Here is a 14,487-nt window from a genome sequence, read left to right as displayed (position 1 = left end):
GATTATTTTAATACTCAGTGGAGATAACAAAGGCTCCCTGAGTAAATTTTTTATCTTTGAGTCTGAAAATTCAGTGAAAAAACAGATGGTTTGGGGGAAATCACATGTTAGAGATTATAAATTTTAGCAAGACATACAAAGGTGGTAAGAAAGCAGTAGATCATTTAAATATTACTGTGCAAGCAGGAGATATCTTTGGATTTATTGGACATAACGGTGCGGGGAAAAGTACAACAATTAAGTCGTTAGTAGGAGTTATAGATTTTGAAGAGGGCGAAATTTTTGTTGATGGACATTCAGTAAAAAAGGATCCGATTGCATGTAAGAAAGTAATGGCGTACATTCCTGATAATCCAGATTTATATGAACAATTAACAGGAATTCAATATTTGAACTTTGTTGCTGATGTGTTTAAAGTGTCTGCGAGGGATCGGGAAGAACAAATACAGAAGTATGGGGATGCTTTTGAGATTACACCTTACTTGGGAGACTTAATATCTTCTTATTCACACGGTATGAAACAAAAAGTAGCGATTATATCGGCGGTTTTGCATAAACCGAAATTATTAGTTTTAGATGAACCTTTCGTTGGTCTTGACCCAAAGGCAGCTGTAGTATTGAAAGGTATTATGAAAGAGCTTTGTGAAAAGGGAAGTGCGATTTTCTTTTCTACGCACGTTTTAGATGTGGCTGAGAAGTTATGTAATAAAATAGCCATGATTAATAGAGGGAAATTAGCACTTTCAGGGGAAGTAAATTCTTTAATAAAGGAAGGCTCATTGGAAGAGCTCTTTATGAAGGAGCTTGCTAATGAATATTAATAGTTTAGGTCTTTTGAAAATCCGGTTGATAACGCAGCTCGGTTTAAATACTTTTAAATATGAAAAAGATAAGAAAAAGAAGCAGAATAAAATTTTGCTAACAGCATCCATTACCTTAGTTGCCGTCATGTTAATGCTCTATTGTGGGGCCTCAGCATATGGATTGGTGAAACTAGGAATGAGCGAAATTATTCCAGTTTATGCACTAGTTATTAGTAGTGTATTGACGTTGTTTTTCACTATATTTAAGGCGAATGGAGAAATTTTTGCTTTTAAGGACTATGATTTTTTAATGTCATTACCGATTCGTGTAAGTACTGTTATTGCAAGTAGATTTTTGTATTTATACTTGCTGAATACGATCTTTTCAATCATCATCATGCTACCAATGGGAGTTGTGTATTGCATACATGAGAATCCATCAGTTTCTTTTTACTTTATGTGGTTCATCAGTATGTTTGTAGCATCTTTAATCCCAACAACAATAGCAGCGATTTTTGGAGCTGGGATTACGGCAATTGCTTCTAAATTTAAAAATACGAATAAAATAACTACGATTTTAAGTTTTATAGTAATTATTACATTCGGTTTCTTTATGCTAAAAAACGGAAATGCTCAATATAGCCTTAATGATATGAATGGAATTGGTGCAATTGTTTCAGAGCAATTAACGAAAGTGTATCCATTAGCTAACATGTTTCAAAGAGCAATTGTTCATGCTGATATTGTAGCTTTCATCCTATTCGTTGGAATATCAGTTATTTGGTATTATCTTTTTGTAAAAATACTTTCGTTAAAATATAAGCAAATAAACACAGGGATTTCCACTTATCATATGCTTTCAAATTATGAGATTCATAGTATGAGAAAAGAAAGTGTATTGGTCGCATTGTATAAAAAAGAGCTGAAACGTTTCTTCTCTTCTACAGTGTATGTCATAAATAGTGGAATGGGAGTCGTGATGGCTATAGCTTTCGCGCTAGCTATAGTTGTAGTAGGACCAAGTCAATTAATAGCGTATCCTGGAATTGAGTCGATTTTGCAAAAGATTGCTCCATTTGCTATTGCAGCAGCGATTTCGATGACGTGTACAACATGTGTGTCATTGTCTTTAGAAGGAAAAAATATATGGATTATTAAGTCATTGCCTATAGCGCCAAAGATGATTTATGACAGTAAAATTCTTATGAATCTTTCATTGACTATACCTGCATCACTTATTAGTGCTGTATTACTAATAATAGGGTTAAAACTAGATGTTTGGAGCTCTCTTTTAATCATAATAACACCGATAACATATTCATTATTTTCGGCAGTATGGGGGATTTTTATTAATAATCGATTTGGTTATTATGATTGGGTATCAGAAACTCAAGTAGTAAAACAAAGTGTAGGATCGTTTGTTGGTATGTTTGGTGGCTTAATTGTGGCTGTTATACCTGCCTTATTAATCGGTACGGATGCTATCTCGAACTACAGAGCATTTACTTTTTTAGTTGTTATAGTGCTTATGATTATTACTATTTTCTTGTATAAGAACGAGTCGAGAAGAAGTATAAAATAAAAAGCTGCTTTTCCTTTAAAGAGGAAGAGCAGCTTCTTTATTTTGAAACAGTTTAGACCTTTATATTACTTTTTCAAAACAGGTACCCATATCTCGCTTCTGAAATTCGGCGAGGATACCTCTTTACTTTCATTCCACAATATTTCCGGCCCTTCCGCTAGTTCATAGTTCGAAGAAGGGAACCATTCGGAATAAATACGGCCCCATACATTTTGTAATGTTTCAGGAAATGGACCGACAGCTTCAAATATAGCCCACGTTGAAGCCGCAACTTCAAGTTGTTTGAATTGCTTTGGACAATCCTTTGTTGTGGCTACTCCAATATAGTGATCGAGTTCGCCTCTTTCCTCCATTCTCCCTTCAGAAAAGTTAGTAGAAGCACTAATAATTCCTGTAGGTTCAATATTTGAAAGTGACTTCAATGTTTGAATAGATTCGTGGTCTAAACTTTTCCACATAGAAGCAATTTCTTCATTTACACCGTTAAAAATAATTGGGACGCGCTTTTGTATACCAATGATTCGAAATGGCTCTTTTTCTTCAATTCGATAGTTCATTTCGTTTCCTCCTTGAATGGATAGTTGGAAGGTCATCGGTGAATAAGCTTTCAAAGAATGACTACTATTTCGGGCCTCTGAAGGTGTTATGCTGTGCAAGTTTTGAAATGCACGAGTAAATGAATCAGGTGAATTGTAGCCATATTTAATAGCGACATCAATGATTTTTACATTGCTGTTTTTTAGTTCAAAGGCAGCGAGAGTAAGTCGTCTACAGCGAATATAATCTGACAGCGATATGCCAGCTAAAAATGAAAACATCCTTTTAAAGTGATATTCAGAGCAGAGAGCTAGCCTGGCAACTTCTTTAAAATCAATTTCATTTGTAAGGTTATCTTCAATATATCGCATTGCTGCATTCATATTTTTAAGTGAATCCATACTATGACCTCCTCTGTACATAGAATAGCAGGAACGAAATAGCTCCATCCGACATTTCATGCACAACTTTGTAGGGTGCATTTTTAACCTTACAAAAATGTAATGTTCCTGTAAGGAGAATGAATGGATGGTATGATATCCCAATGTTATAGTAACAAAGTACTTTCATTCATTAGGTTAAATTTTTATGTCTTTACTTATGCGCCTTACATAACTGTCATGTTTGTGTAAGAAACATCGATAGTGGCAAGAGTAGAGAGTGTATATAGTTGAAAATAGAGAATAGAAGAAATGAGGGATGTCGAGATGAAAACAGTGTTAGAAGCAAAAAATATTGAAAAAGTATATGACACGGGTGGTAATAAATTTGCAGCGTTAAAAGGTATTAACTTACAAGTAAAAGAAGGTGAGTTCGTTGGAATTATGGGACCTTCTGGTTCTGGTAAGACGACTTTACTAAACGTTCTTTCTACAATTGATAATGCGACGAACGGTGAAATTTTAATTGATGGAAAAGATATCGTGAAAATGAATGATGATAAGTTAGCGTTATTCCGCCGCGATCATTTAGGCTTCATTTTCCAAGATTATAACTTATTAGATACGTTAACGGTGAAAGAGAATATTGCGTTACCTCTTGCTTTATCGAAAGTAAAGGCAAATGAAATTGATCGACGTGTTCTTGAAATCTCGAAGAAATTCGGTATTGATCATATTTTAAGTCAGTTCCCATATCAAGTATCTGGTGGACAGAAACAACGCTGCGCAGCATCACGTGCAATCGTTACAAATCCTAGTATGATCTTCGGGGACGAGCCAACTGGAGCACTTGATTCTAAATCAGCGACAGATTTATTAGAAAGTATGAAGTCGTTAAATGAATATGATAATTCTACAATTTTAATGGTAACACATGATGCGTTTGCGGCGAGTTATTGTAAACGAGTTATTTTCATTAAAGATGGTGAGTTATATAAAGAATTGCACCGCGGTGAATTAACACGTAAACAGTTCTTCCAAAAAGTCGTTGACGTAATGTCTTCCATTTCTGGAGGTATGGCTGATGACCTTATCTAGCATTGCCCTCCGCAACATACAGCGGAACTTTAAAGACTACTTTGTATATTTTGCATCTATGATATTTAGCATCGTCATTTATTTTACATTTAAGGCGTTGCAGTATAATTCACAAATGGAAAAAGCTGCGGAAGGTTCTAAAAAAATTAGCGGTGCATTTCAAGTTTCAAGTGTCATGCTTATCATCTTCGTAGCGGTGTTCATTATATATTCGAACGGATTCTTTACACGTAAACGTAAAAAGGAAGTTGGATTATATTCTTTACTAGGTATTCGTAAAAAACAAATCGGTAAAATGCTCTTTTATGAAAATATGTTAATGGGATTAATGTCTTTAATTATCGGAATTGCGATTGGTAGCGTTCTTTCAAAACTATTCCTTGAACTACTAGTAAGTATGATGGGGTTAAATTTAAATGTTCATTTTGAAGTACCGATGGCTGCAATTGTTGATACAACAATTATTTTCTTTGTGATTATATTGTATACATCACTTCAAGGGTATCGTTTAATTTATCGATTCAAGCTAATTGAACTTTTCCGTGCAGAACGCGAAGGAGAAGCAATGCCAAAAGGGTCAGTAATTATGGCATTAATTTCAGTTTTCTTAATCGGTTCAGGTTATTTTTTAGCATTAATGTTTATGAAGGCAGTTAAGTATGCAGACTTTATGGCAATTGCACTTTATATTTTACTTGCGACAGTATTAGGTACGTACTTACTATTTATGTTCTTTACAGTATTCGTATTGAAACGTGCAAGAAATAATAAATCATCGTTTTATAACGGTATGAATATGGTAACGACGTCACAGTTACTATATCGTATTAAAGGGAATGCAAAGTCACTTGCGACAATTTCTATTTTAAGTGCGGTAACATTAACAGCAGTTGGTACATCAGTTACGATGTATTACAACACATTTACACAATCAAAAGCAGTTGCACCATACAGCTACTCTTATGAGAAGAAAGATGCAGAACTAGATAAGAAAGTAAATGCGATTTTTGCTGAAGAGAAAGAGAATCACCCTGTAAAAGATCAATTTGAAGTTGAGATGGTTCCTGTAAAAGGAAAGTTTGAAGGAGATAAAGTCGATTTCATCTTTAATATGAACTACAGTATCTCAGAGAAATATCAATTTATATCTCAATCTGAATTCAACAAACTTGCGAAAAAAATCGATGCGGAAACAGTGAATGTAGCTACTGGAGAAGCGTTTATATATGATAGTTCTTATATTGAAGGGTATGAGTTTAGCCCTGAATATAAAGGAAATAAAGCGGTATTCCAAATTGGAAATGAAACGAAGACATTGACAATTCAAGGTGTAAATAATAATGCAATTACGAACTTAGGTGAATTAGTTGTTGTCGTTCCAGATGAAATGTATGAACAAGCGAAGCAAGCATTTGGAACACGCGTTGTAAAAAATATTGATGTAAAAGATGAAAGAAACAGTAAAGTATTAACAGAAAAATTAACAAAAGTGATGCCAGCTGGTGAATCAGAAATGGCACCACCATTTAGAGACTTCTATACTGGTTTCCATATGGGACTTGAAGCAACTGGACTAATGATGTTCATTGGAATGTTCTTAGGACTTGTATTCTTACTAGCAACAGGTTCTATTATTTACTTCAAACAGCTAACAGAAGCAAGTGCAGATCGTGAGCGTTACGTTGTCCTTCATAAAATCGGTGTAACGAAACAAGAGATGAAAAAAGCTATTGCAAAACAAGTGAGCTTTATCTTTGCGATTCCGTTAGTAATCGGAATCCTGCACAGCCTGTTTGCATTAAAAGGTTTAGGGAACATACTACCATTTGAAATTATGATTCCGCTTCTAATTAGTATCGGAGTATACAGCGTTATTTATATCGGATATTACTTCTTAACAGTTCGTTCTTATTATAAGATTGTGAGCGCGAAGTAATAAAGGAACAGCTATCGCTATAAGCGGTAGCTGTTTTTTGATTTCTTCATAAAATCTTAAGAAATCTCCTCAATTTTTGTTAAGAAACGATAGTTATACTTAGACACAAGTTAAAAACTATTGAACGAATGGGGAGAGATTTACATGCAACTCATAACATTCTTACATGAATTTATTAAACACCCGAAACATACTGGTGCGATTGCGCCAAGTTCAAAAATATTAGCAAAGAAAATGGTAGATGTAATTGATTTTAATAGAGCGAAGTGTATTGTGGAATTAGGTCCTGGTACAGGAGTTTTTACGAAAGAAATTATGAAGCGAAAGAAGAAGGAGACAATATTTCTTCTTATCGAAATTAATGAAGTGTTTTTCAAAGAGCTAAAGAGAAAATTTAAAGATGAGCAGAATGTCATTGTTGTACACGGTTCAGCTGAAAATATAAAGACGTATATGGAAGAGCTCAATATAGAATGCATTGATTACGTCTTATCAGGATTGCCTTTCACATCTTTACCGGAAGAGGTTTCAAAACGCATTTTAAACAACGCAATGGAAGCGATACATGAGAGTGGTGAATTCATTACATTTCAATATTCACTTGTAAAAAAAGGATTTATACAGCATTTCTTCCCTGAAATTACACTAGAAAAAGTTTGGTTTAATTTCCCGCCAGCCTACGTCTTTAGCTGTAAAAAAGAGCTAAGGGGAGCATATGCATAATGGAGCTACATGAATTAATATCATACATTGAGCAGTATGGTTATTGGGCACTATTTTTTTGTTTATGGCTTGGTATTATCGGTATGCCGATTCCAGATGAAATGATTGTAATGAGTGGTGGATTTGTATCTTCATTAGGCGTATTAAGTGTCATTCCTGCATTTTTATTAACATATTTAGGCGTTGTATCTGGGCTTTCTTTAGGTTACATACTAGGGAGAATATTTGGCATAAAAGTGCTTGGAAAATTGATGAAAAAGAAGAAGGCGAAGTACCTTTTAAAATCACAAGAGATAGTAGGGAAATATGGTCATTATGCATTAGTAATAAGTTATTTTATCCCCGTTGTGAGACATATCGTACCGTATTTAGTAGGAATGAATAACATGTCATTTAAAACGTATGCGATTTATTCATATGTAACAGGATTTGTTTGGACGTTAGTTTACTTTGTACTAGGCTCTATATTTGGAAAGCATATAGAAATGATAGTAACCCTTGTGACCGAGTATGGTATACATTTTGGTGGTATCGTTATCATGGTTTCTAGTATTTCTTATGTGTATATGCATAAGAAGAATGCAGTAGTGAGTGAAATAAAGCAACATTCATAGTTTGGTAAATGATGCTGGAGGAGATTTTGTGAGTAAAGGAACGATACTTATCGTGGACGATGAGAAGGAAATTAGAAAACTTATCGCCATCTATTTGAAGAATGAAGGTTACGAAGTATTACAAGCTGGAGATGGTGAAGATGGGTTAGAAATAGTAAGGAAAAGAGACGTGCATCTAATTGTACTTGATATTATGATGCCGAAAATAGATGGTATTCATATGTGTATGAAAGTGAGAGAAATAGCGGAAATGCCCATTATTATGCTGTCGGCAAAAACGCAAGATATGGACAAGATTTTAGGGTTAACAACTGGAGCAGACGATTACGTAGCAAAACCATTTAATCCACTTGAACTCATTGCTCGTATTAAATCACAACTTCGGAGATATATGAAAATGAGCGGGGCAAGTGTAAAAGATGAAAATGTATTTGAAGTTGGAGATATAAAGATAAATATAGCAACGCGGCAGGTCATTATTGCAAATGAAGAGGTGAAATTGACACCGAGAGAGTTTGAGGTATTAGAATTGCTTGCACGAAATCAAGGAATGGTATTAAATGCAGAGCAAATTTATGAAAGAGTATGGAAAGAGCAAGCTTTCCAATCCGATAATACTGTGATGGTACATATTCGGAAAATACGTGAAAAGATAGAGGCAATTCCAAGGAAGCCTCGTTACATTAAAACAGTATGGGGAGTTGGCTACAAGATTGAGAAAGATATTTGAACCGATAATATGGATGAATCAAGTTTTAAAAAAAATGATAGGTAAAACAGTTAGTTATTTGCAAAAGAGTATACGTGTACAGCTGATTGCTACATTTACTTTCTGTACATTACTTGGTGTATTAGTAGGGTGGTCTTCATCCTCCTTTTTCGAGGATACGAATAAAATTTCTATCATTGATTATGCATCAGGCATGGAAGCCATTGATGGACAGACACAAAGACTTGTTGAAAGTATAACGGAAGAAGGGAAGGAAATTAATATACAAGAACTGCTTGATCAATTGAATCATCAAAATCAATTGAAGGTTTTAATAATAGATGAGAATGGGAAAGTGGTTTATAAAACAAAGGGAGCACCGGAAGAACAGATTAATCTTCATGAGACGATGCGTAATGTAATGGATTTTAAAATGGATCAAGTACGATATGTAGAGGCACAGAATTTAATTCAAGATAGAGCTGAACAAAAGCGTAAGGAGTTTACAACCTTTTATCCGGTTACTGTTAATACGGAAAATATGTATATCATTGCAAGTGGTATACCACAAGGAAATGTAAAGTATGTAGTGAACGGTAGTAGTCCATTCCCATCTTTACTAGGTTTTATTACTTTTCTACTTTCTTTCTTTTATATAACGAAAAGGAAGATGAATCAGATTGAAGCAATGGCAGAAGGAGTAAGAGAGTTTTCGAAAGGGAACTTACAATATAAAATCAAACAGGCAGGTCAAGATGAAATAGGTGTATTAACTTCAAATATTAATCAAATGGCAGAAAAGCTTTTGGCTAATATAGAAAAAGAAAAACAAATAGAGAAACAAAAAAGTGAATTGATTACAAATGTATCACATGATTTAAGAACACCACTTACTTCTATTATGGGGTATTTACGCTTACTAGGTGATGCGAAATATGAAAATAAAGAACAGCATGATGAGTATATAAAAATTGCTTTCTCAAAATCAGAGCAGTTGAAGATGTTAATAGAGGATTTGTTTGAGTATACAAAACTAACAGATGAAAATATGGTGTTAGATTCGCAAGAAGTGTGTATGAATGAACTACTTGATCAGTTAATAGAAGAGCTAGTACCACAAGCGGAGGAACATAATCTCTCATTCGTGAAAAAATTTCAGGAAGATCGTATATATGCCGTTGTGGATTCAGAAAAAATGGTACGTGTGTTTGAAAATCTCTTAATAAATGCAATTAAATACAGTATAGATAAAGCGGAAATTCAGGTTTCACTTCAAAGAGAAGAACAGCATATCAAAATTTCTATAGCGAATCATAGTGAAGAATTTACAAAAAAAGAGTTAGAGAACTTATTTGAGCGTTTTTATAAAAAAGATCAATCTAGAAGTAGAGCTGTTGAAGGTTCAGGCTTGGGGCTTGCAATTGCAAAAAGCATTGTTGAATTGCATAAAGGAGAAATTCGAGCGGAATATGAAAATGGGGTTATTCAATTTATTATCTTATTGCCAATTTAATTAGAAGGGCATTAGAAATATCGGTTACCTTCTAATTAGGGAAGAATGAGCGATAGTGTTGCTATCGATTTAGAGAGAGTCTTATTCCATCATTCAGGTGGACGTTGACTAATAAAACAGAGAAGTGGAGAATCGAAAGTTATATGAAAAAATTAAGTGCGGTTATGATATTGATTATAGTTGGAGTTACATTACTTGTAGTGAAAGGTGGACCAATTGTAGATCAAATGAATCCATTTATTAAAGAAGATATTTATTATGCTGTTGTCGACAGTGATGGGGAATATGAAGCCAAAAGTAATGGTTTTGGTAGATGGAACTATAAATTTAAAGGATATGATGAATCTGGTAAAGAACAAAAAATTATGATGACTTCTTCAAAACATTTACGAATAGGAGCACATTTAAAGATTAAATCTAAAGGGACTTATGGTATGAAATGGGAAGAAATACAAGGTGATGAAATACCCGCTAAAGCAAAAGAAAAAGTAACAATAAAGCATGTCTAGTTATAGAAATGATAAGTTGTATTCAATAGATAAAGTAACGATCAAGCTTCAAATGTAATGGCAGTATATGATAATTTCTAAAATTTTTATAAAGAAGATAAAGATTATCTGAACTTTATCTAAACTGCATTTCTTCTGTATACAACTACTAGTATTCTATATTGTGTAGATAAAAAATGGTAAGGAGTAACAGGATGATTATGCAGGTTTCTAAGAGGAAAATATTATTATTTCTTTCAATTATTCTTTTTGTTTTATTGATGATATATGTATGTACGAATAATAGGCATGTACAAAATATTATTCACAATATAGAAGACATTTATAAAGTATATAAAGAGAATCGAGTATTGAAAGAAAAAATCGAGCACCAAGAGTCGTTAAAGAGTAAAGTGCAAATGTTAAGTGAGGAGAAAGAAAACCTCACTAAGCTTATCAACAAGACGAGAGAATTAAAGGAACAAGGAAAATATAATTTAATTCAAGCTACAGTAGTAAGGCGTTTAGCAGAAGATTGGTATGGGAAAATCGCTCTTAATAGAGGGGTACAACATGGTGTAAAGGTTGATATGGCTGTTATTACAGTGGATGGTTTTATTGGAAGGGTAGAGAGTGTAAATCAATTTACATCTATTGTGAAATTAATTACGAAAGATGAACGAACGAATCGTTTAGCAATCACCTTCCAAAATAATTCATCCATTTTAGGATTTGTTACAGGGTATGATAAGGAAAAACAAGCCCTTCGAATTGAAAATATTCCATCAGATAAAGCGAAAGAAATAAAAATAGGTGATAGCATTATTACTTCTGAATTGAGCCAGAAAATACCACCTGGTCTTGAAGTAGCAGAGGTAATAGAACAAGAGCCGGATAAATATGGTCTTGCACATATTATTTATGCAAAACCAAAGGCGAATTTATATGATTTAGAAGATGTCATTTTAGTAGAACCTAAAGGTTAGCAAAGTATAGATGAATATCATTTCTTTTTTTAGGTAGAGTAAGATTAAGAGGAATAAGAAAAAGTATGGAACAAAGAAAAAAAGCTTTTAGAAAAGCACAAGAAGAAGTAAAATCAGTTCATAAATCTATAGATAAAATGGAAGATGTAGCTCTTCAGAAACAAGCAAAAAACATACAGGATATTTATAAAAAGCGTTATGCATCTTTTAGGAAGATAAATGATTCGTATCAAAAATTAATAAAAATGGATATACAAAAGAATATAACAAATAGAATATAGAAACCAAAAGTCCCAAGCTACTAGCTTTGGGGCTTTTTCATATTCTTAAAGAAATGTTAAGAATATCCGCTGCTATTTATTAAGAAATGCTATCTATACTTAGAAATGGGTTAAGAAATGCTCGGAAAATATGTAAAGAAAGAAAAAATTGGAAAAGAAGTGTAGGAGGATATATATGAAAGCATCAGTTGTAGAGGTAAAGAATGTACAAAAGGTATACGGTAAAAAAGGTGAGAGCCAATCGCATGCACTAAAGAATGTATCGTTCTCGATTCAAGAGGGTGAATTCGTTGGGATTATGGGACCATCTGGTTCAGGAAAAACAACATTATTGAATGTAATTTCTACATTAGATAAAGCGACAGGTGGAATTGTTGAAATTGCTGGAACAGATATTACGAAAATGAAGCAAGGGGAATTATCTGATTTTCGCTCAGAGAAACTAGGGTTTATCTTTCAAGATTTTAACTTACTTGAAAATTTATCAATCTATGAAAACATTGCATTACCGCTTTCTCTGCAAGGTGTTCATTCGAAAAGAATTGGATTAAAGGTGAAAAAGGTAGCAGAGATGTTAGGAATTTCAGAGATTCTTCAAAAATATCCGTCCGAAGTATCTGGTGGACAAAAACAACGTTCGGCGGCGGCTCGTGCACTTGTACATGAGCCAGCAATAATTTTAGGAGATGAGCCAACAGGAGCGCTTGATTCTAAAAATGCGAAAAGTTTATTAGAGGCGATGACCAACTTAAATGAAGAACAGGATGTTTCAATTATGATGGTTACACACGATCCATTAAGCGCAAGTTATTGCCGACGTATTTTATTCATCCAAGATGGAGAATTGTATAAAGAAATTCATCGCAGAGGTACTCGTGAAGAGTTTTATAAAGAAATTTTAGATGTGCTTGCAGATTTAGGTACACAAAAAGCATAAGAAAGAAGGTTCAACATGTTATTCAAACTTTCCATGTCGGGACTAAAAAGTAAACGAAAAGACTATATGGTCTTATTAGTTGGGCTTATTATGTCTATTTCAATTTTTTATATGTTTCAAACGTTAGCGTTAAATAAAACGTTTATCGAAGGGAATTCCATGGATGGAATTTTTTCAGTCTTCCAAACAGGATCATTTTTATTAGGTTTCATTACATTATTTTATATTTTATACGCCAATTCATTTTTATTATCACTTCGGCAAAAAGAATTTGGTATGTATATGGTATTAGGGGCAAAAAAGCATAAAATTACATTGCTCATGTTTATTGAAACAATTGTATTAGGAATAGTATCTCTTATAGTAGGTGTGATAGTCGGTATAATCTTGGCGCAAGGCGTTGGACATTTACTGATGAAGGAACTAGAATTTACTGGCGGTGGTTATCATGCATTTTATGTACCATCAATTATTGTTACTTTCATCTTTTTCATTGCATTATTTATGTTGTCCGCAATTATGAATGGTATGAAACTAGTGCGTAATTCACTATTACAACTCGTTCACTCCAATAGTCACACAGAGCGTACGCCTACTAAAGGAAAACTAACGAATATAGTAGCACTTTTATCAATTATTTTATTAGCAGTTGGTTATGCTTCGATGATTTATATGAAAGAGTTAAAGGAATCAGGATTTATCATTGCTACAATTGCAGTAACATTAGGAACTTACATGCTATTTGCATCATTCCTTCCCATTATTATTAACAAACTAAAAGCGAATAAAAATCGTAGTGAAAAAGGAATCAATGCGTTTACGTTTGCACAGTTAAGTTTTTCTATTAATAGTTTAACGAAAGTATTAGCGACAGTTGCTATGTTAGTGGCTCTCGGTGCGGGTGCAATCTCCAGTGGTATGGCGTTAAAAAATAATGTCACAAATATGGTGGAGAGTGCAGAATACTATGATGTCGAAATTAAAAATCCCACAGCAGAAGAAAAGAAAATATTAGATAGTATTACATTTAAAGAAAAGAATGAATATCGATACAAAGTAGATGAGCAGTTTATTTATCAATTGAAAGAAGATTTGGAAAGAAATCGTCCGCTAACACGTACTGGAAAAGACGAGAATAGTAGCCGATTCGTTCCTGTTTCGAGGGAGCTAATTGCGGGAGCCGTTTTAAGTCATAGCCAAGAAAAAAATGAGAATAATACCAATGTAATTCCAGAAGAGTGGGGAAATGTTTTAAGGTCTCTTCAAAAGACATATATGAATCCTAGTCAAAAGATACAAATTGTAGATCAAAAGATGTATGACGGGATACAAGGTAAAGAAGAAATTATAATGCTGGGGAAAACGGACAATTTTATCACGTATAAAGAAGAATGGAAAAAAATCGATGAATTAGAGCTAGCTAGATATAAAGATATGAAAGAAGTACATCTTTTGAGTAAATATATGCTGTATGAAGGATATTACAGTACTTACAGTGGAACAGTATTTATGGGATTTTTCTTAGGCATAGCTTTCTTAGCGATGCTGGCAAGCTGTTTAATGTTTAAAATTCTTTCTGGTGCTTCAAAGGATATTATTCGCTATCAAATGCTTCGTAAAATTGGTGTGCGTTATGAGCTATTAACGAAATCAATTTATAAAGAGTTACTTTTAGTTTTCTTGTTCCCAGCGATCGTAGGTATAATGCACGTAGTAGTCGGAATGAACATGTTCTCGTTCTTAATAGATAATCCATATTTCCGTATTTGGCTGCCGATTATTATTTTCTTAGTCATTTATGTGTTTTATTATTTCATTACAGTTCAATTGTATAAAAAAATTGTTCTTCCGAAAGAAGTGTAGTATGTAGTGAGTAAGGGGGATGATGAATAGAGATAAA

At 33.6% G+C, this 14,487-nt stretch carries 14 protein-coding genes; 13 read left to right on the top strand and 1 reads right to left on the bottom strand.

Annotated elements, in window-relative coordinates; all coding sequences use genetic code 11:
* The first annotated feature begins 104 nt into the window (after window positions 1–104).
* Complete coding sequence (locus QUF93_RS25580; RefSeq protein WP_002123394.1) at window positions 105–821, top strand: ABC transporter ATP-binding protein; 717 nt, start codon at window positions 105–107, stop codon at window positions 819–821.
* Window positions 811–2,385, top strand: coding sequence for a permease-like membrane multi-spanning protein (locus QUF93_RS25575; protein ID WP_289360605.1), 1,575 nt, complete (start codon window positions 811–813; stop codon window positions 2,383–2,385). The genes QUF93_RS25580 and QUF93_RS25575 overlap by 11 nt, the downstream gene beginning before the upstream one ends.
* Window positions 2,386–2,450: 65 nt before the next feature.
* Here the strand turns inward: QUF93_RS25575 and QUF93_RS25570 are convergent, their stop codons facing one another.
* Window positions 2,451–3,323: an AraC family transcriptional regulator gene (locus QUF93_RS25570; protein ID WP_289360604.1), complete on the bottom strand. Its 873-nt coding sequence runs from the start codon at window positions 3,321–3,323 to the stop codon at window positions 2,451–2,453.
* Window positions 3,324–3,629: 306 nt separating this feature from the next.
* On the opposite strand from QUF93_RS25570, the gene QUF93_RS25565 reads away from it, so the two are divergent.
* The 11 genes from QUF93_RS25565 (at window position 3,630) to QUF93_RS25515 (ending at window position 14,450) form a co-directional block, all read left to right on the top strand.
* Window positions 3,630–4,400 (top strand): ABC transporter ATP-binding protein, encoded by a 771-nt coding sequence (locus QUF93_RS25565; RefSeq protein WP_070145265.1) that lies wholly within the window; start codon window positions 3,630–3,632, stop codon window positions 4,398–4,400.
* On the top strand, window positions 4,387–6,336 hold the full coding sequence (locus QUF93_RS25560) for an ABC transporter permease (protein WP_289360602.1): 1,950 nt from the start codon (window positions 4,387–4,389) through the stop codon (window positions 6,334–6,336). The genes QUF93_RS25565 and QUF93_RS25560 overlap by 14 nt, the downstream gene beginning before the upstream one ends.
* 144 nt (window positions 6,337–6,480) lie before the next feature.
* Entirely contained in the window at window positions 6,481–7,059 is a 579-nt protein-coding gene (locus tag QUF93_RS25555; RefSeq protein ID WP_002123387.1) for a class I SAM-dependent methyltransferase, read from the top strand.
* Window positions 7,059–7,673, top strand: a complete 615-nt coding sequence (locus tag QUF93_RS25550) for a DedA family protein (protein ID WP_289360601.1) — start codon at window positions 7,059–7,061, stop codon at window positions 7,671–7,673. Before QUF93_RS25555 ends, QUF93_RS25550 begins: the two co-directional genes overlap by 1 nt.
* A gap of 28 nt (window positions 7,674–7,701) precedes the next feature.
* Window positions 7,702–8,403, top strand: a complete 702-nt coding sequence (locus QUF93_RS25545; RefSeq protein ID WP_289360600.1) for a response regulator transcription factor — start codon at window positions 7,702–7,704, stop codon at window positions 8,401–8,403.
* The gene (locus QUF93_RS25540) at window positions 8,387–9,895 is read left to right on the top strand and encodes a sensor histidine kinase (RefSeq protein ID WP_289360599.1); all 1,509 of its coding nucleotides are present in this window, start codon (window positions 8,387–8,389) and stop codon (window positions 9,893–9,895) included. Before QUF93_RS25545 ends, QUF93_RS25540 begins: the two co-directional genes overlap by 17 nt.
* A 143-nt stretch (window positions 9,896–10,038) precedes the next feature.
* Window positions 10,039–10,404 carry a YxeA family protein gene (locus QUF93_RS25535; protein ID WP_289361016.1) on the top strand — a complete coding sequence of 122 codons (366 nt, stop codon included), beginning with the start codon at window positions 10,039–10,041 and terminating at the stop codon, window positions 10,402–10,404.
* 194 nt (window positions 10,405–10,598) lie between these two features.
* Window positions 10,599–11,369, top strand: coding sequence for a rod shape-determining protein MreC (mreC, locus tag QUF93_RS25530; RefSeq protein WP_289360598.1), 771 nt, complete (start codon window positions 10,599–10,601; stop codon window positions 11,367–11,369).
* A 65-nt stretch (window positions 11,370–11,434) separates the two neighbouring features.
* Entirely contained in the window at window positions 11,435–11,650 is a 216-nt protein-coding gene (locus tag QUF93_RS25525; RefSeq protein WP_234812570.1) for a YkyA family protein, read from the top strand.
* Between the two features lie 175 nt (window positions 11,651–11,825).
* Window positions 11,826–12,587 (top strand): ABC transporter ATP-binding protein, encoded by a 762-nt coding sequence (locus tag QUF93_RS25520; RefSeq protein ID WP_002123373.1) that lies wholly within the window; start codon window positions 11,826–11,828, stop codon window positions 12,585–12,587.
* A 15-nt stretch (window positions 12,588–12,602) separates the two neighbouring features.
* A complete protein-coding gene (locus tag QUF93_RS25515) occupies window positions 12,603–14,450 on the top strand; it encodes an FtsX-like permease family protein (protein ID WP_289360597.1) in 1,848 nt (615 codons plus the stop codon).
* Window positions 14,451–14,487 lie beyond the last annotated feature (37 nt).

Origin of the sequence: Bacillus hominis (genome assembly GCF_030348325.1) — a bacterium.
Taxonomy (GTDB): domain Bacteria; phylum Bacillota; class Bacilli; order Bacillales; family Bacillaceae_G; genus Bacillus_A; species Bacillus_A hominis.
Note: the sequence above shows the minus strand (reverse complement) of the source record. Positions and strands in the feature narration are given on the sequence as shown.